We start from the raw sequence: 18635 nt of genomic DNA, 5'->3' as shown, positions 1-18635 counted from the left end.
CTCCGAGTGTCAGCGGGTGGACGACAGCGTGAGTTCGATCAAGCGTCGAGAGAGCCGGATAAGTGAAAACAGTTGCGCCAATTGAGGATCGGGGAGCCGCTCAATCCCGATCGCGAGCTGTGGGCGCTCGATCAGTGGCAGGTCGTAGGCACCCAGTAGCAGTTGGCCGAACAGCGCCGCCGGGAGCTGCTGACGTTGCTCCCAAGCAACGTCATCCTGCACGCGCAGCAGCGCGCCCAACAGCAGCTGAATCCCGGTGCGGTGCGGTGTCGAAGGCGCTGCTGTATCGGGCGCCAACGAGAAACCCAGGCCTTCCTCCGTGGCGCAGACCATGTGTGGCGCATTGGCGTAGCCGGCCAGTTCGCTGGCCAACTGCGCGCAGGCCTGGCGCAGTTGCACCAGGTCTTCCAGAGCCGGCGGTATCGGCCAGAGGGTATCCAGTGAATCGGGCAAGCACAGGCGCCCAGCACTGCCGAGATTGGCAGACTGAGCGGGCGGTGGCGCAGTTGGAGTGCGTACCTGTTCACGGGTGACGGCAGGAGGCTGCTTCAGGTCTGCCTGTTCGGGTTGCCTATCAGCAGGTTGCGGAGGGCAGACCAGCTCCGGTGAGTGGAGCCCCGTGGGGGCTTCAGGCTCACTACCGGAAGTGGTATCGGTGTCTTGGCCCACGCCCAGCGGCGAGGGCAGGGACCGGTCGGGCGTCAGTGGCTGACGTGATGCCTGGCCGCTATCCTGGAACAGCTCCAACGCCAGCAGGCGTGGTGACTGGTCCAAGGATTTCGCCATGTGCGCGAGCAGTTCGTCCTGCAGCTCGGCGGTGTCCAGCTCGGCGGCTGTGCAGTCGAACGTAGACAGCACCTCCAACCACAACGCGGTGAAATCCAACCGTGTCGCAACGTACCGATTCCACACCGATTCGGCACGTCGACGCAGGTTAAGGGTCCGCTCGATCGAAGGTCTGCCTAAGCCGGCGTACAAGGTTTGCGGGATCGCCGGCAGCAGGTGCTCCAGGGTGTCCAGCATCCGGCTGATGTGCGATTGCGAGATTGGGTAGCCGCCGGCCGATAGTTGCGCCGCCAGTTCACGTTGACTCAGGCTACCACCGTCTACCAGAAGCATGTCGCGGAACTTGGCCACGGCCAGGGCCCGCTCGATGAAAGTCAGTTGGCCGTGCAGGTCACTTTCGGCCAGATGGCCCAGCAGCGTATGGAGCTCCGACTGCCAGGGGCGAAACAGGCAATGGATGCGGAAAAAACGGTCGTCACGGGTTTCTTGCCACAGTTCGCCGAGGATACTCAGCCGTGTATTGCCGCCATTTCGGATGATGAACTGCGGCTCGCCGGGCCGGCGCGTGATAGAGGGGGGCTGGTCCAGGCCGCGGTCGCGGATGGAGGCCTTCAGTTCCTCGTACAGCGGATTACGGATGAAGCGTGGATTGTGCTCGTAGGGCCGCAGCTGCTCGAGGGTCACCACCATCGGCGTGTCGCAGTCGGGATCGGTGGGCGATACCTGTGTTGCCCGCTGTGGGAAGTGCCCGTGCTGGAGCTGGCGTGTAATGTCTTCGGAGGTTGGTGGTTTCATGGGTTTGCCCCTGATCTGTCAGTGCAGGCGGCCCCGCCCTGGCCTTCCCAGTTGTCTGCGTGGGTGGGGCAGCGGGGGGAAGGGCAGGGCACTAGGCGGGTCGGCCGGTGACGCATTCCTCTGAGGCAATGCTGTCGGGATAAGAGCGCGCACGGCCCCTGGGCTGGGCCAGTCGCTGCTCCCACTCCGGGAACAGTTCATTGGCCAGTGCCCGCATGACATCGGCCGCGCAGCGACTGCGCGATCGAGGGGCGGCTTTCGACTCGATCCGATGCACCGGCAATCCCAATGACGCGGCATTGAGGTACGCGACGCGATCGGGAATCACCGTTTTACAGACGCTGACATGCGGGTCGGCGGCAAAGGTGTTGCGCAGGCTCTGCATGATCAGGCAGGTATCGCGCCGGTTGGCGTTCACCTGATTGAGAAGCAGTTTCACCGGGGGCAAGTACACGCCGAGGTAGCGGTAGGGTTCCAGCTCTTCGAACAGGCCGAGCGTGCCGCGGCGCAGTTCGCGTGCCGCGAGCATTTCCGGTGGCAACGGGCATAGCGCACAATCTGAGGCCAGGATGGCCATTTCCACCACCACGCTGCGCGCGCCCTGGGTGTCGACGATCAGCACATCGTACTGATCGGCAAATGCGGGTAGCAGGTTGCGCAGGCGCAGTCGGCCATCGGGCGCGTGCAGCAGTACGGTGCCCAGGTGGCCCGCGCGGTCGTTGGAAACGATCAGTTCAAGCCGCGGGATGGTGGTGACGGAAATGATCTGCTCGGCAACCGTGAGCCGCTGCGAGATCAGTTCGTAACTGCCCGCTTCACGTGACTTGCACAGAGCGTAGTAGCTGGACAACGTCGGTTGACTGTCTAGGTCGAGCAGCAGCACCTTCAAGCCCGCGTCGGCAAGCAGGCCGCCGAGGTTGGCGGCAACCGTGGTCTTGCCGGCCCCGCCCTTGGTCGAGATCAGCGAAAGGACTTTCATGGCACTACTCCCGAACAGACAGGCGATCCTGAACCCACTGCTCAATCTCCAGCGAGTCCCAACCGACCGCGCGCGTGCCGATGCGCCGGCATTGCGGGAATAGTCCGGCCTTCATCAAGTTGTAGATGTGCGAGCGTTTGAAGCCGGTTTTTTGTTCCACCTCATCGCGGCGCATGATGTGGCGATCGGCGGAAGCTGGGGCAGGGCTGGCCGGTTGCATGGTGTCACTCCTTAGCGCCATGTGGCGCGCAGTGGGATGTGACAGTCAGTGAAGGTCCGTGGGGGTGAAAAATCATTGCCAGGCAATGGCCGCCATTGCCTGGCTATTCGGAGTTAGGCCTGCTCCGCTTGGGCCAAATGGCGGCGAGCCAACGCAAATTTCCGATCAAGGGTGTGTTTGCTCAAACCATGTAGGCCGGGAAATTGAGACAAAATAGTCTGGACTACCGCAGTCTGATTTTTATAGATCGACTGCACTTGGCCGGATTTCGACTTGCCTACGGTGATTGCCAGTAGGGCGCCGATGATCGTGTAGTGGACGCTGGCGGAGGCTTCAGGGGCTGGCTCCGCTGCATCAAGCTGCGCCGTTAGCTCGTTTTCATGGCGCTTGTAGACCGTCATCTCTTCGGCAACAGAATCGTAGGCCTGATGCATTTTCTCAAACTCACGCGCGTAGAAGTCCCGTTCAGCTTGCACAGCCAAAAAGGCGTTCAAACTCACGCATTCGAGGTGGTCGATATTTTTGGGGAACAGGAATTCGGGTTTTTCCTCCGGATGGTTTAGCGCAAACCAGGCCCGCAGATCCGGACGGCGTATGGACCAATACACTCGCTCGGCGTGGTCGTTGAGCGTAATGGGCCCGCCGAGGAACGTTGCCGGTAGCTCACCCGAGGCAATGGCGTCGTAGATGCGCTCCACATAGAAGTGGAGACAGGGCCACTGCGGAAAATGCTTGAGTAGCTCACCTGAGTGGGCTATTTCGACCTGTAAGATCTCTGCGGTGTGATCGGCCAGATCGCACCAAAGAATTGCCGCATCGATGGGGTGATAGCAGCTTTTGATCGCGTCCATGGAGAACAGCCTCCAGCTGAAGTCGTCCTAATCGCCGATGGGATCATTATTTTGAATCTCATTCGAGCGAGCTAGACTCCGAAAGCAGTTTCGGATCCAATAACGTGACAAAGTATTTTCATTATAGTTCGCCGTAACTCTTCAGGCTGCGACGAGTTTTGACGTAGGTCAGTGGGGATTGTGGTTCGGTCGCAGTGCCCGACCACCTTCTGATTGAGGCGCTTTAGGGCGGCCTGCATCGTCGAGCCCGATTGGTATCAGCAACCCCCTCAATTGCTCCATAGCAGGCGTGGCCTGGCTACCTCTGCGTGTTACCAACTCGTAGGGGTCGCTTACGGACTTGATGGCCAAGGGCAAGATGCATACGCGGTTGTGCTGGACGCACTGCTTGGCCACATCGATTGACACAAGCGCAACGAATTCGGGCTGGTTCTGCAGCAGTGACAGCGTTGCCAGAATCGACGTGGTCTCCACCAGGTGCAGAGGGAAGCGGATGCCCGCATCATGGAACTCTCGCTCAAGCTGCACCCGCATAGGCATGTTGGCCCGGTAGACGATCCACCGACTTTCAGCCAACTCCTCCAAGCGAAGTGCTCCAGCGGCCTGGAGGGGGTGGTCGATGTTGGCGATGACCGCCAGAGTCTCGTCCTGAACAAACGCACTCGAGAAAAGATGCGGCGAACTGCTCACACTCGTCCGGCACAGGGCCATGTCCAGACGCCCGCTCTCGATCTGGGTTAAGAGCGATTGGCTGGTGTCCTCAATGATCTCGAATGACATTTCCGGCTGTATGGCAGTCAGCTGGGAGACCGCCTTCATCAACAGCGGCACTGCCCCCATGATCGCCCCCACCGCAAGGCGTCCCCCGACCCCTCTCAGGATCGCATCCAAATCGTGCCGCAGGTTCGAGATATCAGTCTGCACCACCCTGGCGTACCTGATGGCGCAATAGCCGGCAGCCGTTGGTTCAAGCCCACGGTTGTTGCGATTAAAAAGCGTCGTACCAAAAGTCGTCTCGATCTCCTGAAGGGCCTTGCTTGCCCCAGGTTGTGTCAGCCCCACGCTATTTGCGGCTCCGAGAAGAGAGCGGTGCTCGTCCAGCTCGATGAGCAATCGCAGGTGTCTAGCGTGGAGCCTGGACATGATCGAGTTGAGGGACGGGGTCATTTGGTATGAATCCTAGTTATACCTGTATGGATTGTTCTCAATACCACGGCTGAATTCAGATTTCTATACTGGCGCGGCACGATGTCGCACTCGGTGCGGCGGATTGGCCTGAGATCGGCCCAAAATAACAAAGCCAGTAGGCTCGAGGAGACCCCATGTCCCTGATCAATTACATCACCCAGATCCAGTTTGAAGTCGGAGCTATTTCGCTCCTGCCTGCAGAGTGTCAGCGCATTGGTATTACCCGCCCTTTGATCGTCACTGACCGTGGTGTCCGTGCGGCAGGTATCGTCGATGTAGCTCTGAGCAAATTCACCGACTCCACTGTTCAGCTGCCGATCTATGACGGCACGCCACCCAACCCAAACGAAAATGCTGTTCGTGAAGCAGTGGCCATGTTCAAGGAATGCGGTTGCGACGGCATCATCGCCATCGGCGGCGGTTCCGCTATTGACCTTGCCAAAGGTGTAGCCGTATGCGCCAAGCACGAAGGCCCGCTGAAAAGCTTCGCTGTCATCGAAGGTGGCCTGGCTCGCATCACTCCAGCAACGGCCCCTGTGATCGCAGTGCCGACCACTGCCGGCACCGGCAGCGAAGTTGGTCGTGGCGCCATTCTCATCTTGGACGATGGCCGTAAGGTTGGCGTGATCTCCCCCCACGTTGTTCCAAAATCTGCAATCTGTGACCCGGAACTGACTCTTGGCCTGCCTGCAGTTTTGACTGCTGCTACCGGGATGGATGCGATTGCCCACTGCCTCGAAACCTTCATGGCTCCGTCGTTCAACCCACCTGCGGACGGTATTGCATTGGACGGCCTGTGGCGTGCCTGGCGCTTCATCGAAACCGCTACCCAAGATCCGAAAAATCTGGAAGGTCGCACCAACATGATGAGTGCTTCCCTGCAAGGCGCTCTCGCGTTCCAGAAAGGTCTGGGTTGCGTTCATAGCCTGAGCCACTCGCTGGGCGGCATCAATCCTCGCCTGCACCACGGCACTCTCAACGCAATCTTCCTGCCGGCTGTGATCCAGTTCAACCGCAAGGCAGCGACCATGGTCAACGAGCACAAGACAGCGCGTATTGCTCAAGCGATGGGGTTGGCTGACGAAAGCCAAATCGAAGATGCGATCCGGGACATGACCCGAGCACTCGGCCTGCCAACCGGCCTGCGGGAGCTGGAAGTCACTGAAGACATGTTCCCCAAAATCATCAAAGGCGCTCTCGCAGATCACAGCCATCGCACAAACCCGCGTGAAGCTTCTGCAGAGGATTACCAGTGGATTCTCGAGGCCTCCATGTAAGCCTCGAAATCCTGCCCTCATCCAATAACAAGAAAGTGAACGCCTATGAACACCAAATATGCGGAAGCGGAGCTCAACCGTAAGCCTGAAACGGTGGCGAGCTCAAACCCCTTCAAGAAGTACCAAGTCATCACCGTCAGCCTGCTGCTGGTGATCGGCATCATCAACTATGTGGATCGGAGCGCTCTGTCGATTGCAAACACCTCTATCCAGCGGGATATGGGGATTACGCCTTCCCAGATGGGCATCCTCCTGTCAGCGTTCTCGTTGGCATATGCCCTGGCTCAGCTTCCACTGGGTGTGATCATTGATCGCCTGGGCAGCAAGATTTCACTGGGCGCAGCGCTTCTTGGCTGGTCTGTTGCTCAAACTGCTTCTGGCTTGATCAACACATTCTCTGCGTTCATCGGTTTGCGGATCGTGCTGGGTATCGGTGAAGCACCAATGTTTCCTTCAGCTGCTAAGGCACTTTCAGAGTGGTTCGAAGCTGAGAAGCGTGGGACGCCCACTGGGATCGTGTTGTCGTCGACATGCATAGGGCCTTGCATCGCGCCACCACTCTTGACCCTGCTGATGGTCAATTGGGGATGGCGTGGCATGTTCATTGCCACCGGCGTTTTTGGAATCTTGATCGCTGCCTGCTGGTTCGCCTTCTACAAGAGCAAAGAGCGTTTTTTGGCTGAGCTTCCTGCAGAGGAACGCGAACGTCTACTGGCTACGCAAGCACAGAGGCAGGCAGCAATTACAGCAAGGCCCAGCGTGAAAGCTCAGTTGAGCGCGTGGGCTGAGCTGTTCCAGCACAAAAGCACTTGGGGTGCAGTCCTGGGGTTCATGGGCGTGATCTACATGCTATGGCTGCACCTCACCTGGTTGCCAGGTTATTTCGAGCGTGAGCACGGTCTCAGCCTGTATCAAACTGCCTGGATCGTTTCCTTGGCCTATGTATTTGGCGCCTTGGGCACCATCGTCGCTGGCCGTTTCTGTGACCGACTGGTGAAGAATGGGGCCACCGTACTGGGTAGCCGGAAGCTCGTAGTTGTCTGCGCACTGTTCTCAGCTGCTGCATTCACCATCCCTCTGTCGTTCGGCAGTGGCTTCATCCTCAGCGTGGTGTTGCTGTGCGGTGCATTGTTCAGCGTCAACATGGCCAGCTCAACTGCTTGGATGATCGCTAACACAGTCGTGGATAGTCGACGGGTTGCTTCCTTCGGCTCTATCCAGAACTTCGGCGGTTACCTGGCGGGATCGGTGGCACCCATTGTCACTGGCTTCAGCATCCAGCAATCCGGCTCATTCGCTTCCGCATTTTTGATCAGTGCTGCCGTGGCATCGGTGGCAGCAATGGCTTACGTGCTTCTTCTGAAGCAGCCCATTTCCACTGACAAGTAACAAGTTTTCGGAGTAGATATATGCAACTCACAGGTGAACAACTAATCGGTTATCGAGCGGTGCGCGGCGAAGGCCGTGAGCTCTATGCGATCAATCCTCACGACCAACAACCAATTCCTAGCCCAGTGTTCAACTGCGCAAGCGGGGCTTTGGTGAGCGAGGTCTGCGAGCTGGCTGAGCAGGCGTTTGACTCGTTCCGCTCCGCCGCACCTGAACTGCGTGCTCGTTTCCTCGAGGAAATTGCGGAAGGTATCGTTGGGCTGGGCTCGACCCTGACTGAGCGTGCCCACCTCGAAACCGGACTGCCCATGGCTCGACTTGAAGGCGAGCGTGGGCGCACCGTGGGTCAGCTGCGACTTTTCGCATCTGTTCTTCGCCAAGGCCGTTGGCAGGATGCGACACTTGACTCGGCTCTGCCAGATCGTCAGCCGCTTCCACGCCCCGACCTGCGCATGTGCAAAATTGCGCTGGGGCCTGTCGCCGTCTTCGGTGCAAGTAACTTCCCGCTCGCATTCTCCGTCGCAGGTGGCGATACCGCTTCTGCATTGGCCGCAGGTTGCCCTGTTGTCGTGAAAGCTCACCGCGCTCACCTAGGAACCTCCGAGCTCGTAGGGCGAGTGATCCAGGAAGCGTCGAAGCGCCTTGAATTGCCTGAGGGAACGTTCTCGCTGATTGTCGGTGATGGCAATGATGTAGGACAGCAGCTGGTATCGCACCCGGCTATCAAAGCTGTAGGTTTCACCGGCTCACGTAGCGGTGGCCTGGCATTGATGCGGGCAGCAGCAGCGCGGCCTGAACCCATCCCGGTCTACGCCGAAATGAGCAGCATCAACCCGGTATTCCTCCTGCCGGGTGCACTGTCAGCTCGGGCAGAGTCCATCGCCACCGGCTTCATCGACGCTCTGGTAATGGGCGCAGGCCAGTTCTGCACCAACCCAGGCATCGTGCTTGCAGTCGATGGCCTTGACCTGGAAGCCTTCTTGGACAAGGCCGGAGCGCATCTGGGCGACAAGGCTCCGCAAACCATGCTGACTCCCGGCATTCATTCTGCCTATTCGCAAGGGATTGATCGCATCACCAGTCAGTCCTGCGTTCAGGCCGTTGCTTCAGGCCAGCCTGATCTCGGAGCCACACAGGCACAGGGGCATCTCTATCAAACGACCTTTGAAAGCGTCGCAGCCAATGCACAACTCTTGGAGGAAGTGTTTGGCCCTGCAGCCATCGTCATCCGTTGCCAAAACGTCAACGAAATGCTCGCGTTCGCCAAGTCCATCGAGGGTCAACTGACTGCGACACTTCATCTTGAAGATGAGGACTTGACGATTGCTCAAGGTTTGGTGCAAGCCATGGAAAAGAAAGCTGGCCGAGTATTGGTCAACGGCTTCCCAACCGGCGTGGAGGTATGTGACTCCATGGTACACGGCGGTGCTTTCCCTGCTACCTCTGACAGCCGCACAACGTCGGTTGGCTCGACTGCAATCGACCGCTTCCTTCGTCCTGTTTGCTATCAAAACTTGCCAAATGTCCTCCTCCCAGATGCATTGAAGCAAAATAACCCTTTGAATATCTGGCGCCTGGTAGACGGAAAAACCACTGCTCGGAAAGGCTAGAGCAAAAAATGCCAGCAGCCACACGCAGCCGTGGCTGCTGGCATCCAATTGATCAAATGGCGGTTGCAGGAGCTGAGTGCAACACGGTCATTGAATTGAAGCTGGAGCATCATGCCGCATAACCATGGCCTTCTGCATCACCTCGCCCATAACCTCGATTGGGCATTTGAAGTCGAAGCGCTTACGCGGACGCATGTTCAGTTGCAGTGCGATGGCATTCAGTTCTTCCTGGCTGTGTACCGACAGGTCTGTGCCTTTGGGCAGGAACTGGCGGATCAGGCCATTGATGTTTTCGTTACTACCGCGCTGCCAAGGGCTGTGCGGGTCGCAGAAGTAAATCGCCACCCCAGTCTGCTGGGTGATTTCAGCATGCCGCGCCATTTCTCGACCCTGGTCGTAGGTCATGCTCTTGCGCATCGCCAGCGGCATGCCATTGAGCGCTGCACTGAAGCCTTCCATCGCCGAGGTCGCCGTCGCGTCGTTCATCTTCACCAGCACCAGGTAGCCACTGGTTCGCTCCACCAGCGTGCCTACACACGAGGCGTTGGCTTTGCCCTTGATCAAGTCGCTTTCCCAATGCCCTGACATCAGCCGGTCTTCGATCTCCGGTGGGCGCACATGGATGCTGACCATCTCGGGAGTCTGGCCGCGCCGATCCACGCCACCAGAGCGCGGTCGGCGTGTCGTCTTGCTTTGCCGCAGGCAGATGATCAGCTCCTGCGCAGTTCACCGACCGGCAGGGCATAGATCGCGTTATTGATCGTCTCGCGACAGACGTAGGCATCTCTGAGGCTGGGAATGTTCATGCTGCGCAGCTTGCCGGCAATCTGCTCGGGAGACAAACGCTCACGGAGCATATGCGCCACCAACTCGAAGCGCTCACCACCCCGCAACAGCTTTCGCTTCGGTCGACACACCTGGCGGCGAGCCTGCATCTGCTGCTGGGCCGCGTGGGCCGAGTAGCCGCCACAGACATCTCGATTGCGGCGCAGCTCCCGGCTGATGGTCGAAGGGGATCGGTTGATCAAGCAGGCAATCCTACGCAGGCTGAAGCCTTGGGCATGACTGATTTGAATGGTGACGCGCTCTTCAACGCTGAGTTCGGTATAAGACATAGGGGCAGCACCGTACCGGAAAGGTCAGGTGTTGCACTTAATTTTTGCCGCCGCCCCCATACACCACGCGGGTTTCTGGAGCTATTCGCCAAGCTCCAATCATTGCCCGTTTTGCCTGAGCGACAATTGGCACGGGCAAAGTGCAGGTTTCGGGGCTCGTCTGTTTCCTCTGGTTGGCCTCGCCTATGGAGGTCTGACTAGCGCGTTGGTCGCCGCGTTGCTGTTCAAAGTGCAGTGGTGGCTGGGCGTGCAGGGCCAGGCCATTGTTGATCCTCGCAACTACAGGGTCTGCTATTGCAGGCTACCGTTGCTACAGATGCTTCATCAATCTTTAACAAAGCCCCTGCGGATATCATTGCGCCGCTTGGTTTACAAAACAGGATCGTCAATCCGCTCGATTAGGAGGGTGTAGACAAAATAAAGTAAGCTGCTTGTCCCTTGCCTACACAGCATTGCACCATGCCTAAAACCGGACGCCCGCCCGTAATCGCTGCGGAGCATTACCCTCTGCTGACCAGACTCGCTCATGCGCAACCCTATTCCAGCCAAGCCGAACTGGCGCAAGCATTCCATGCTGAAACGGGTATCACCGCTCATCCCGACACCTTTGCCAAAGCACTCAAGCTGGCCGGGATCGTTCGTGTAAAGGAACGAGCCAAAGGTAGCTTCCAGCCACCCGAGCCTCGTAAGTCTTATGGTTACACCGAGGCCCATCGGCGTCAGTTGCCGGAACAGCGCTACCCCAGTTGTCTGACGGACGCAGAATGGACGCTGGTCGCTGATTTGTTTGAAGTCTCGGGAGGCCGTGGCGTGCCGCCTCGTCACTCCCGACGGACGCTTTTGGAAGCGTGCTGCTATGTCGTGCGCACGGGATGCTCATGGCGAATGCTGCCTCATGAGTTTCCGCATTGGGACAACGTCTATAAAACCTTTCGATGGTGGAGCTGCCTGCTGTGTTCGGGTTGGACGCCGCTGGCACCGTGGTATCGGTTGGCCGCTCTGTGAAGGATTTCAAGGAAGGTGATCGGGTGTATGTCAATCCAGGACTGAGTTGCGGTAGCTGCAAACAGTGCCTGGCCGGGCTTCCGACGCGGTGTGCTAGCTACACCTTCATGGGCTATTTCGGATTTAGCCCGACGTCGAAAGAGGTATTCCGCGAGTATCGCCATGCAGGGGACGCCCAGTATCTCCGAGCACCTGCACGTAACCTGATCACGTTCGCTGATGACTTGCCGTTTGAAGTAGCCACGCGTCTTGGATACCTAGGTACTGCTTACTCTGCGTTGAAAAAGCTCGAACTCACACCAGGTAAGAGCTTGCTGATACTGGGGGCCTCTGGAACCTTGGGTATCGGTGCGACTCTTGCCGCAGTGGCGATGGGCGTGACGGACGTCATTGTGGCAGCACGAGATGGGGCTGTACTCGAACGACTTCGCCAACTGGCGGCAAAGCGCATTCGCACCCTCGCACCCTGCAGATCACGAATACCGATTTGTACCCAAGCATTCGTGAAATGTCTCCGTTTGGAGTTGATGCCATTGTTGATACGCTTAGCGCGAGGACTCCTGCGGACCTATTCCGATCGATCCACACCCGTTCATGTGCACCCAGCTTCAGTACATCGGCTCCCTATGGTTCACCACGGCTGAAGCTCAGGAGTTGATGGCGTTGATCAGAGCAGGTTTGCTCGACACCAATCAGTGGGTACCTCGCCCCTACACATTGGACCAGCTCAACCAAGCCCTTGAAGACATCCAAACCGATGCGAACGGCTTCTTGAACTACCACATCGTGCACGAGTAACGGCGAAGCATGGCGACGACACAGATCGTCGCCATGACGTTGTTCTCAACTCGCTTTTGTTCTAGGTTGCTCGTATAAGTCATTGCCGTTTTCGAGGGCGTTCCATGGCCTGGCCCAATGTCGCGCCGTTCATACCTCCTGATCAGATCCTAGCGGATTTCAGCGTATGCGAGTCGTCCGACCTAGAGCAGGCGGTGCTGTGCGGTGAGCGGATGTTCTGCAAGAACCGGCTTGAGAAAAAGGGAGCAGACTTCAAAGCTCGATTTTTTCATCGATCAGCCGGCGAGGCTGGGGTTGCCAGAATGTCCTTCGGGGGAGAGGTCGCGATCAATCCAGGGAAGCTGGATGACATCGTACTGGTCCAGTCGGTCCTCACTGGACATGAGCACGTGATCAGTGATCAGTTGCGCCTCACCTGCAACCCGGGACATGGCACTGTTTTCAACTACCACCAGCACACCTTCTTCAATCATTTTCCTGGCACTGACAAGCTGCTCGTGCGCATAGACCGAACGCTGCTGGAAACCATGCTTCAACGTCAGCTGGGGAGGAGTATCAAGCAAGACATTTACTTTCAGCCGCATCTGCCCACGGATACTTTAGCCGGTCAGAATTGGCTGCAGACACTGGGCTGGGCTTACAGCCAGCTATCGTCCAAGTCATTACTTTCATCTTATTTAGAAAGGCAAATTGGTGAGGTGCTGGCCTCTTCTTTGCTCGAGTTTCATGAAAGTAACCACAGCCAGGCGCTGCGTGAGTCGGCAGAAAAGAAAGTAGTCCCTGCGGTTGTTCGGATGATTGAGGAGTTCATGGAAGGCATGCGCAAGAGCCCCTTACGATCTCCCAAATTGCAACACACGCTGGCGTGACTGCTCGAACAGTTCAGCTGAGTTTTCAACGTTGTCGTGGGCTATCGCCTATGCAATGGTTAAAGGAAATTCGCCTGCAACGCGTTCGTGTCGAGCTCGAAGCTAAGCAGCTTTTTGGGGGGGAGGTGTCGTCCACGGCATTGAAATGGGGATTTACTCATCTCGGTCGATTTTCCGCTGAATATAAACAGCGATTCGGAGAATCACCGTCCATGACGCTCAGGCGGCGAGGGAGCTAATGAGCTCTACTCCATATTTTTCATCACCAACTTCTAAGGTTAACCCTGCGCCTTGTTTGCAGGAGGGTATTTATCGAGTACGTTAACAGTAAGCGTCCGCCCAACTCACCTTGCGCAAGTCTCATTGATTGCAGTGATTTGACGACCTGTTTGCATTTGATTTGATCAGCCCTTTGCATCGGATTCGGCCCAGCGCACGGGTACGTCTTGACCGGCAGAAGTAGCCCCAAAGCGGACGATCCGGCTAGCGGGTGCGCAACGCTCTGCGAGCGAGGACTGGCGTCTATGGGCATAGTAGGCGTTTTGCCTCGACATGTGGTTGAACAAGAGCCAGAGGGAGGGACGCGAGACCAAAATCCCTCAATTCAGCAGCCAACATCTAATTAGCGTTGTAGAACACCAGTTGCCCTCTCACCTGCACCTCAAGCGTGTCCTTGCCCTTACATAGCTCCTATGAGGCGTCATGACCTTGTCCGGGTTCAAAGGCAATGGCCCATCGTTTGGTAAGCGGTACTTCATTTACCACGCGGTATCGGGAACAGATGTTTGCCTGAGCAAGTGTTGGCTATGCTCGTGTAGAACAACCCCCAATCAGCGTGAGCGAATCCAACATCGCATGCTACAACCTTAAAGCTGAGACTGGCGAAGGCTCCGTCGCAGGCCGATTTTTTGCTCTCCCGCTTCGCGCTCATTTGCAGGTATCTAGGAGATTCAGTTATGCAAGCCCCACAACTTTTCATCGTCGAGTACGATCTCAGAGGGAATCATCGGAATATTGTTGTCCGCTCGGAGCATATGACGGTTCCTGAGGCTTGGCACTGGGCTAGCTGCGATGCCGGTGTAGGCGTGATCCCTCGATTCGGCCAAAAAAACATACGCAAGGTCGACCGAGCAACCGCAGAGCGGTTCGGGATATCCAACGTCACGTGGCGATTATCCGGACAGAAACCTGCTGTGATTGCACAGAGCGCCACACAGACTTCAGATTAGGTTGATGGCGATTTGACACCCTCGACCGGTTCCTCTGAATATGAAAGAGTCGGTTTTTCATAGGCGGGAGGCCTGATGGAATTCGAGACGGAAGGACTGTCGTTGGACGGTCTCAAGATCCTGGTGGTTGAGGACGACGTTACTCTTCGGACGATTCTTTTCGACATCGTCACCGAGCTTGGTGGGGACTGTGTGGCATTCGACAATGCTGAGGATGCCCTGGTTAACCTGCTAAACAGCCATGGCGATTGTTCGCTGATCATCGCTGACCACGGCGTTCCAGGGAGCATAAAAGGAATGGAGCTTCTTGCCATGGCCCAAGAGAAATGGCCAAGCATCCCGGCGATCCTCACCTCGGGATTCCGGCTGGAAATCAGCGAGCAGAATCCCGATAACATCTATCTCTTCAAACCGTGGTCGCTAGAAGAACTGATTTCGGCAATCAGACAAGCGATATCAGCCAGGGTCATTCAAGGTTAGCGTTGATCGCATCGCTGGGGACGTGACCGTATAGTTGAGGGCCGACCATTTCAAAGAAAGTATTCAGGGGCCAGGGCTTCGGCAAAAAGCTGATGCCGCGTGGCAATGGCGTGCCGACGGGATCGTAATGCCCGCTCATCACGATGACTCCCGTCATCGGGAACAGCTGCTTCGCTTCCATGGCCAGATCCAGTCCGGTGATGTGGCCTGGCGTTCTTACGTCGGTGATCAGTAGCGTCCAATTCTGGGATCGTAACGCGAGTAGCCCTTCGTCAGCGGTGCGAACGCTGGTGACCCGCGCGCCCATATCTTCAAGCATCATTGCTACCAAGTCATTGAGGGCCGGTTCATCTTCTACAAGCAGTACGTGGGGCGGAGAAACGGGGTGAATTGAGGCGTTCATCAAGTAGCTCACTTAGAGCACGCCGGAATGAGACTGACCTCCTGTCGCCAGTCTTCTCGAGACCGACATGGCGTGCGATGGCATTACGATATCGTGAACCGCCTGAAAATTCCGTTGTGATCGCAAAAATTCTTATGACACGACGAATGCGCCATTTCATCGCCTCGATTAGAGGTTCCTGCGTATTCCGCCGTACCCCTGCCACTGAACCGCTTTGCCTCGAGGGAGAGTCGCAAAATTTCGTGCATAGGGTTCTGTTGCTCAAGCCAGTTGCATTCCGTCGGGGCAACGAAAGACCTGCTCAACATCTCATGCCGGTTTCGAGTCCTTCGATGAAGCATTGGGAGATTATTTACCCAAGACCATAGGCAAGAGGGAGCATCTAATGAACGATCAACAAGAAAAAATCATGGAGTTGGAGCAGGCTCTTTACGCAGTGCTCTCCGCCTCCAAACTGCTGATGCTTGATACCGAAGACGTGCGCCTTCGTGCCATCGGTGGTTTGCTCATGAAGGATTCCTGGCCGTGGGTGGATAAAGCCCGGGCCAAGGGGGCCGTGGAGCAAATTCAGCAAGCTGCTCGCCACATCAGACTTTGGGAACAGAGGCACTAGCTACTGTTAGGATCTGCTGACATCGCTTGGCCCGGTCTCGCTGCAGTCATAACGGTAAAGAATTCAATCTGCTTCGAGTCCTGGAAGGCGGGATTGAAGAGCGCTAGTCAACGCTGCCAGCGACCAAGGTTTTGCAAGGAACGTCGTATTCGCCGGCAGTTCTTCAGCACGAGGGCTGATGTCACCTGATGTCAGCAACACAGGGAGTGTCGGCCACCGTTGCCAGATCTCAAGAGCCAAACCAAGGCCATCCAGCTCTCAAGGCATATGCACGTCACTGAATACGAGAGCCACGTTCAAGCCTCCAGACAGCAGGCGCATCGCGTCGTCAGCAGACGCGCATTCGGTCACCTCTACACTTGGTAGTGACGCCAAAAATTCCACCGCTAGGTCACGGAGGATCTCATCGTCTTCGGCTACCAAAATATTTCTTAGCATGATTACGCACTCGCACTGTAAGCGTACGGGCAAACCGTCTTGCACGACTAAGCCGGACGCCACCTATGCGGCAGCAGCGCTGCAATCTCATTTGCCCGCTGCGTAGGCAGGCGCGTCAGCACATCTTTCAGATAGGCATACGGGTCGTGCCCATTGTTTCGGGCCGACTGGATCAAACTCATGATCGCAGCGGCGCGTTTGCCGCTGCGTAGTGACCCTGCGAAGAGCCAGTTCTTGCGCCCCAGCGCCCAAGGCCGTATCTGGTTTTCACACCAATTATTATCAATGGCTACAGCCCCGTCATCGAGATACCGCGACAACGCCGTCCAGCGTTTCAAGCTGTAATCCAAGGCTTTGCCAATGGCCGAACCGTTGTGCACGATGTCGCGCTGGGCAACCATCCAGGCATGCAAGGCATCCATCACCGGTACCGCCTTTTCTTGCCGTATTCGGCGGCGTATGTCCGGCTCCAGATCCTTGATTTCCCCCTCGATCTCGTACAACGCCTGCATGTAACGCAAGGCTTGTTCAGCCAGCGTGCTCCTGTGTGTCGCATGCAGTTCAAAGAACTTGCGTCGGGCATGGGCCATGCAGCCGATTTCAGTCACGCCGAGTTCGAAGCTGGCCTTGTAACCGCCGAAATCATCGCAGACCAGCTTGCCCTTCCAGTCTTGCAGGAAGTTACGCGCATGCTCGCCGGCCCGGCTGAGGCTGAAGTCGTAAACAACAGCCGAGGTTTCGCAAAACGGGCTGGTGGCGTAAGCCCAAACGTAGGAGCGATGGGTTTTCTTGGTGCCCGGCATGAGCATTTGCACCGGCGTTTCATCAACGTGAATGACCGGCTGTTCAAGCACCACTTCGCGCAGCGCATCGACCAGTGGCTGCAACTGCATACCGCAGGTGCCAACCCATTGGGCGAGGGTCGAACGCGGGATAGCCAGGCCGGCGCGGCCAAACATGGCTTCCTGACGGTACAGCGGTAGGTGGTCAGCAAACTTTGCAATCATGACGTGGGCCAACAAGCCCGCAGTCGGAATGTCCTTATCGATCACCTGCGCTGGCACCGGCGCCTGGATCAGTGTTTCGCAACTGTCGCAGACCTACTTGCCACGGATATGGCGCTCCACGGTGAACACGCCAGGTGTGTAATCGAGCTTCTCGCTGACATCTTCACCGATGCGTTTGAGCGCACAACCACAGGCGCACTCCGTGTTGTCCGGCTCGTGATGGATCAGCGTGCGGGGAAACTCTGGCGGCAAGGCGCGACGCTTGGGTTTCTGCTTTTCCTGGATGGGTGCCGGAGTAACTTGCAGCGACTCCAGCTCCGCTTCAATGGCAGCGATATCGGTGTCGATCAGGTCGTCGAGCAAACTGGCCTGCTCCGGGCTCATTTGCTCGCTGCGCTTGGCGAACTTGAAGCGCTTGAGCTGGGCGATCTCGTGGCTGAGTTTTTCGATCAGCGTTTTGTCGTGATGGATCTTCTTGTCCATGACCTGAACGGTCTTGCCCATCGTCTCGACTTGCTCGTCGAGCACTGAGACGCGCTGCAGCAACTGCGCCGCCAGAGCGCGCAGTTGTTCGGAGTTCAATTGGTCAAGGTCGGGGATCGAAGTCATGCCGCCGATCTTGCCAGATCAGCGTAAACAGAACGACAGGCTGATCGGACAATTGCGCTGCCGGATGGGGCAAGGTTCGACTTAGAGGATGGAAATGGCGTTTCCGGGGCCAACTCTCTGCCATGGCAAGCCCAGTATCAAGGCGTGTAGCTGTTCGGTGCTCAGCTCCATTTGCGAGCCGTGACGCGTGCCAGGCCAGGCGAATTTACCTTGATGGAGCCGGCGTGCCGCCAACCAGATGCCCAATCCGTCGTGCACCAGGACTTTCATGCGGGTGGCGCGGCGGTTGGCGAACAGATAAGCGCAGTGCGGCTGCGCCGCACCGAACACTGAAATCACCCGGGCCATGGCGGTGTCGGTGCCGGCGCGCATGTCCATCGGCTCGGTGGCAAGCCAGATGATATCGATACGAATCATCGCAACAGCTCCCGAAGAAAGCTTGCGCAGGCGGCTGCGCTGTCCACTGGCCAAGTCATCTTGATGGGTGTGCGCGGGTGCTGGATTTCAAGGCTGATAGCGGAGGGCTGAGCATGCGTTCCAACGCCGAGCATCTGCGGATGCAGCGGGATGAACGCAGGCTGAACAGCCGTGGTTTTCTGATTGTGCAGCCGAATCCATTTGTGAACGAGGTTGGCATTGAGGCTGTAACCCAAGGCGATGTTGGCGATGGAGGCACCGGTCTCGGAACACTCCTGGATGACCTGGGCTTTGAAAGATTTGCTGTAGGTACGGCGCTGAGGGTGCATGGAAAATCCGCTTGATAGGCCAGAAAAGGTGTCCACTTAAATTAGGTGGACACCATGGCCTTCGGCGGTTGCGTCAGGAAGATGTGTTGGCCGGACGGATACCGTTAACAGGCGTATCGATAGTCACTATTAGTAGGTTCGATTTCACAGGTTAGAGGCTTTCCATTATTGTGGTTGTCGATGAAGTGAGGCCCGGTTTCCCTCTTTGTACCAGCCGAGTGTCCTTCA

General features: G+C 57.2%; 18 protein-coding genes and 3 pseudogenes. 11 read left to right on the top strand and 10 right to left on the bottom strand.

Going from position 1 to position 18635, the window contains the following annotated elements:
- Nucleotides 1-9: 9 nt before the first annotated feature.
- From AACG97_RS15650 to AACG97_RS15630, 5 genes are all read right to left on the bottom strand, one after another.
- Entirely contained in the window at nucleotides 10-1581 is a 1572-nt protein-coding gene (locus tag AACG97_RS15650; protein ID WP_047595523.1) for a ParB family protein, read from the bottom strand.
- A 91-nt stretch (nucleotides 1582-1672) separates the two neighbouring features.
- Entirely contained in the window at nucleotides 1673-2560 is an 888-nt protein-coding gene (locus AACG97_RS15645) for a ParA family protein (RefSeq protein WP_070087315.1), read from the bottom strand.
- Nucleotides 2561-2564: 4 nt separating this feature from the next.
- On the bottom strand, nucleotides 2565-2780 hold the full coding sequence (locus tag AACG97_RS15640; RefSeq protein ID WP_010799440.1) for an AlpA family transcriptional regulator: 216 nt from the start codon (nucleotides 2778-2780) through the stop codon (nucleotides 2565-2567).
- 113 nt (nucleotides 2781-2893) lie between these two features.
- A complete protein-coding gene (locus AACG97_RS15635; protein ID WP_197885975.1) occupies nucleotides 2894-3631 on the bottom strand; it encodes a hypothetical protein in 738 nt (245 codons plus the stop codon).
- Nucleotides 3632-3799: 168 nt separating this feature from the next.
- On the bottom strand, nucleotides 3800-4798 hold the full coding sequence (locus tag AACG97_RS15630) for a LysR family transcriptional regulator (RefSeq protein ID WP_197885974.1): 999 nt from the start codon (nucleotides 4796-4798) through the stop codon (nucleotides 3800-3802).
- 155 nt (nucleotides 4799-4953) lie between these two features.
- Here AACG97_RS15630 and AACG97_RS15625 point away from each other — a divergent pair, with 155 nt between their 5' ends.
- Genes AACG97_RS15625 through AACG97_RS15615 form a run of 3 tightly spaced genes read left to right on the top strand, consistent with a single transcriptional unit; the run spans nucleotide 4954 to nucleotide 9095 of the window.
- Nucleotides 4954-6096 carry an iron-containing alcohol dehydrogenase gene (locus tag AACG97_RS15625; RefSeq protein ID WP_047595526.1) on the top strand — a complete coding sequence of 381 codons (1143 nt, stop codon included), beginning with the start codon at nucleotides 4954-4956 and terminating at the stop codon, nucleotides 6094-6096.
- Nucleotides 6097-6141: 45 nt separating this feature from the next.
- The gene (locus tag AACG97_RS15620; RefSeq protein WP_070095586.1) at nucleotides 6142-7485 is read left to right on the top strand and encodes an MFS transporter; all 1344 of its coding nucleotides are present in this window, start codon (nucleotides 6142-6144) and stop codon (nucleotides 7483-7485) included.
- Between the two features lie 20 nt (nucleotides 7486-7505).
- Nucleotides 7506-9095, top strand: a complete 1590-nt coding sequence (locus tag AACG97_RS15615) for an aldehyde dehydrogenase (NADP(+)) (RefSeq protein ID WP_197885973.1) — start codon at nucleotides 7506-7508, stop codon at nucleotides 9093-9095.
- An 87-nt stretch (nucleotides 9096-9182) separates the two neighbouring features.
- Here the strand turns inward: AACG97_RS15615 and AACG97_RS15610 are convergent.
- Nucleotides 9183-10210 (bottom strand): annotated as a pseudogene (locus AACG97_RS15610) (IS30 family transposase).
- A 459-nt stretch (nucleotides 10211-10669) separates the two neighbouring features.
- On the opposite strand from AACG97_RS15610, the pseudogene AACG97_RS15605 reads away from it, so the two are divergent.
- The 7 genes and pseudogenes from AACG97_RS15605 to AACG97_RS15585 form a co-directional block, all read left to right on the top strand.
- A pseudogene (locus tag AACG97_RS15605) lies at nucleotides 10670-11155 on the top strand (transposase); the annotation flags it as partial.
- Entirely contained in the window at nucleotides 11146-11859 is a 714-nt protein-coding gene (locus tag AACG97_RS28085) for an alcohol dehydrogenase catalytic domain-containing protein (protein WP_225786226.1), read from the top strand. The pseudogene AACG97_RS15605 and the gene AACG97_RS28085, both read left to right, overlap by 10 nt.
- Nucleotides 11810-12013 carry a hypothetical protein gene (locus AACG97_RS15600; protein ID WP_052743326.1) on the top strand — a complete coding sequence of 68 codons (204 nt, stop codon included), beginning with the start codon at nucleotides 11810-11812 and terminating at the stop codon, nucleotides 12011-12013. Before AACG97_RS28085 ends, AACG97_RS15600 begins: the two co-directional genes overlap by 50 nt.
- Before the next feature lie 104 nt (nucleotides 12014-12117).
- Nucleotides 12118-12882: a cupin domain-containing protein gene (locus AACG97_RS15595; protein ID WP_197886570.1), complete on the top strand. Its 765-nt coding sequence runs from the start codon at nucleotides 12118-12120 to the stop codon at nucleotides 12880-12882.
- Complete coding sequence (locus AACG97_RS28080) at nucleotides 12879-13121, top strand: helix-turn-helix domain-containing protein (protein ID WP_197886571.1); 243 nt, start codon at nucleotides 12879-12881, stop codon at nucleotides 13119-13121. The genes AACG97_RS15595 and AACG97_RS28080 overlap by 4 nt, the downstream gene beginning before the upstream one ends.
- A 717-nt stretch (nucleotides 13122-13838) precedes the next feature.
- Nucleotides 13839-14111 carry a DUF6555 family protein gene (locus AACG97_RS15590; protein ID WP_135001830.1) on the top strand — a complete coding sequence of 91 codons (273 nt, stop codon included), beginning with the start codon at nucleotides 13839-13841 and terminating at the stop codon, nucleotides 14109-14111.
- A gap of 75 nt (nucleotides 14112-14186) precedes the next feature.
- The gene (locus tag AACG97_RS15585) at nucleotides 14187-14591 is read left to right on the top strand and encodes a response regulator (RefSeq protein WP_070086128.1); all 405 of its coding nucleotides are present in this window, start codon (nucleotides 14187-14189) and stop codon (nucleotides 14589-14591) included.
- On the opposite strand, the gene AACG97_RS15580 is transcribed toward AACG97_RS15585, so the two are convergent.
- Complete coding sequence (locus tag AACG97_RS15580) at nucleotides 14578-14994, bottom strand: response regulator (protein WP_225624704.1); 417 nt, start codon at nucleotides 14992-14994, stop codon at nucleotides 14578-14580. The two genes, AACG97_RS15585 and AACG97_RS15580, sit on opposite strands and share 14 nt — an antisense overlap.
- A 385-nt stretch (nucleotides 14995-15379) precedes the next feature.
- Here AACG97_RS15580 and AACG97_RS15575 point away from each other — a divergent pair, with 385 nt between their 5' ends.
- Complete coding sequence (locus tag AACG97_RS15575) at nucleotides 15380-15607, top strand: hypothetical protein (protein WP_070086129.1); 228 nt, start codon at nucleotides 15380-15382, stop codon at nucleotides 15605-15607.
- Between the two features lie 485 nt (nucleotides 15608-16092).
- On the opposite strand, the pseudogene tnpC reads toward AACG97_RS15575, so the two are convergent.
- The 3 genes and pseudogenes from tnpC to tnpA form a co-directional block, all read right to left on the bottom strand.
- Nucleotides 16093-17661: pseudogene (tnpC, locus tag AACG97_RS15570) on the bottom strand (IS66 family transposase).
- 81 nt (nucleotides 17662-17742) lie between these two features.
- The gene (gene tnpB / locus AACG97_RS15565) at nucleotides 17743-18078 is read right to left on the bottom strand and encodes an IS66 family insertion sequence element accessory protein TnpB (protein ID WP_060709095.1); all 336 of its coding nucleotides are present in this window, start codon (nucleotides 18076-18078) and stop codon (nucleotides 17743-17745) included.
- A complete protein-coding gene (tnpA, locus tag AACG97_RS15560; RefSeq protein WP_225786225.1) occupies nucleotides 18075-18407 on the bottom strand; it encodes an IS66-like element accessory protein TnpA in 333 nt (110 codons plus the stop codon). The genes tnpB and tnpA overlap by 4 nt, the downstream gene beginning before the upstream one ends.
- Nucleotides 18408-18635: the final 228 nt, after the last annotated feature.

It is taken from the genome of Pseudomonas sp. Nvir, from assembly GCF_963778085.1.
Taxonomy (GTDB): Bacteria; Pseudomonadota; Gammaproteobacteria; order Pseudomonadales; family Pseudomonadaceae; genus Aquipseudomonas; species Aquipseudomonas juntendi.
This window is presented reverse-complemented; position numbering and strand designations above follow the sequence as displayed.

What these genes read in the sequence shown, in the direction of transcription:
- AACG97_RS15620 (WP_070095586.1), top strand. Translation starts at nt 6,142, where the DNA reads ATGAACACCAAATATGCGGAAGCGGAGCTCAACCGTAAGCCTGAAACG.
- AACG97_RS15645 (WP_070087315.1), bottom strand. Translation starts at nt 2,560, where the DNA reads ATGAAAGTCCTTTCGCTGATCTCGACCAAGGGCGGGGCCGGCAAGACC.
- tnpA (WP_225786225.1), bottom strand. Translation starts at nt 18,407, where the DNA reads ATGCACCCTCAGCGCCGTACCTACAGCAAATCTTTCAAAGCCCAGGTC.
- AACG97_RS28085 (WP_225786226.1), top strand. Translation starts at nt 11,146, where the DNA reads ATGGTGGAGCTGCCTGCTGTGTTCGGGTTGGACGCCGCTGGCACCGTG.
- AACG97_RS15595 (WP_197886570.1), top strand. Translation starts at nt 12,118, where the DNA reads ATGGCCTGGCCCAATGTCGCGCCGTTCATACCTCCTGATCAGATCCTA.
- tnpB (WP_060709095.1), bottom strand. Translation starts at nt 18,078, where the DNA reads ATGATTCGTATCGATATCATCTGGCTTGCCACCGAGCCGATGGACATG.
- AACG97_RS15575 (WP_070086129.1), top strand. Translation starts at nt 15,380, where the DNA reads ATGAACGATCAACAAGAAAAAATCATGGAGTTGGAGCAGGCTCTTTAC.
- AACG97_RS15640 (WP_010799440.1), bottom strand. Translation starts at nt 2,780, where the DNA reads ATGCAACCGGCCAGCCCTGCCCCAGCTTCCGCCGATCGCCACATCATG.
- AACG97_RS15650 (WP_047595523.1), bottom strand. Translation starts at nt 1,581, where the DNA reads ATGAAACCACCAACCTCCGAAGACATTACACGCCAGCTCCAGCACGGG.
- AACG97_RS15635 (WP_197885975.1), bottom strand. Translation starts at nt 3,631, where the DNA reads ATGGACGCGATCAAAAGCTGCTATCACCCCATCGATGCGGCAATTCTT.
- AACG97_RS15585 (WP_070086128.1), top strand. Translation starts at nt 14,187, where the DNA reads ATGGAATTCGAGACGGAAGGACTGTCGTTGGACGGTCTCAAGATCCTG.
- AACG97_RS15625 (WP_047595526.1), top strand. Translation starts at nt 4,954, where the DNA reads ATGTCCCTGATCAATTACATCACCCAGATCCAGTTTGAAGTCGGAGCT.
- AACG97_RS15590 (WP_135001830.1), top strand. Translation starts at nt 13,839, where the DNA reads ATGCAAGCCCCACAACTTTTCATCGTCGAGTACGATCTCAGAGGGAAT.
- AACG97_RS15580 (WP_225624704.1), bottom strand. Translation starts at nt 14,994, where the DNA reads ATGAACGCCTCAATTCACCCCGTTTCTCCGCCCCACGTACTGCTTGTA.
- AACG97_RS15615 (WP_197885973.1), top strand. Translation starts at nt 7,506, where the DNA reads ATGCAACTCACAGGTGAACAACTAATCGGTTATCGAGCGGTGCGCGGC.
- AACG97_RS15630 (WP_197885974.1), bottom strand. Translation starts at nt 4,798, where the DNA reads ATGACCCCGTCCCTCAACTCGATCATGTCCAGGCTCCACGCTAGACAC.
- AACG97_RS15600 (WP_052743326.1), top strand. Translation starts at nt 11,810, where the DNA reads ATGTGCACCCAGCTTCAGTACATCGGCTCCCTATGGTTCACCACGGCT.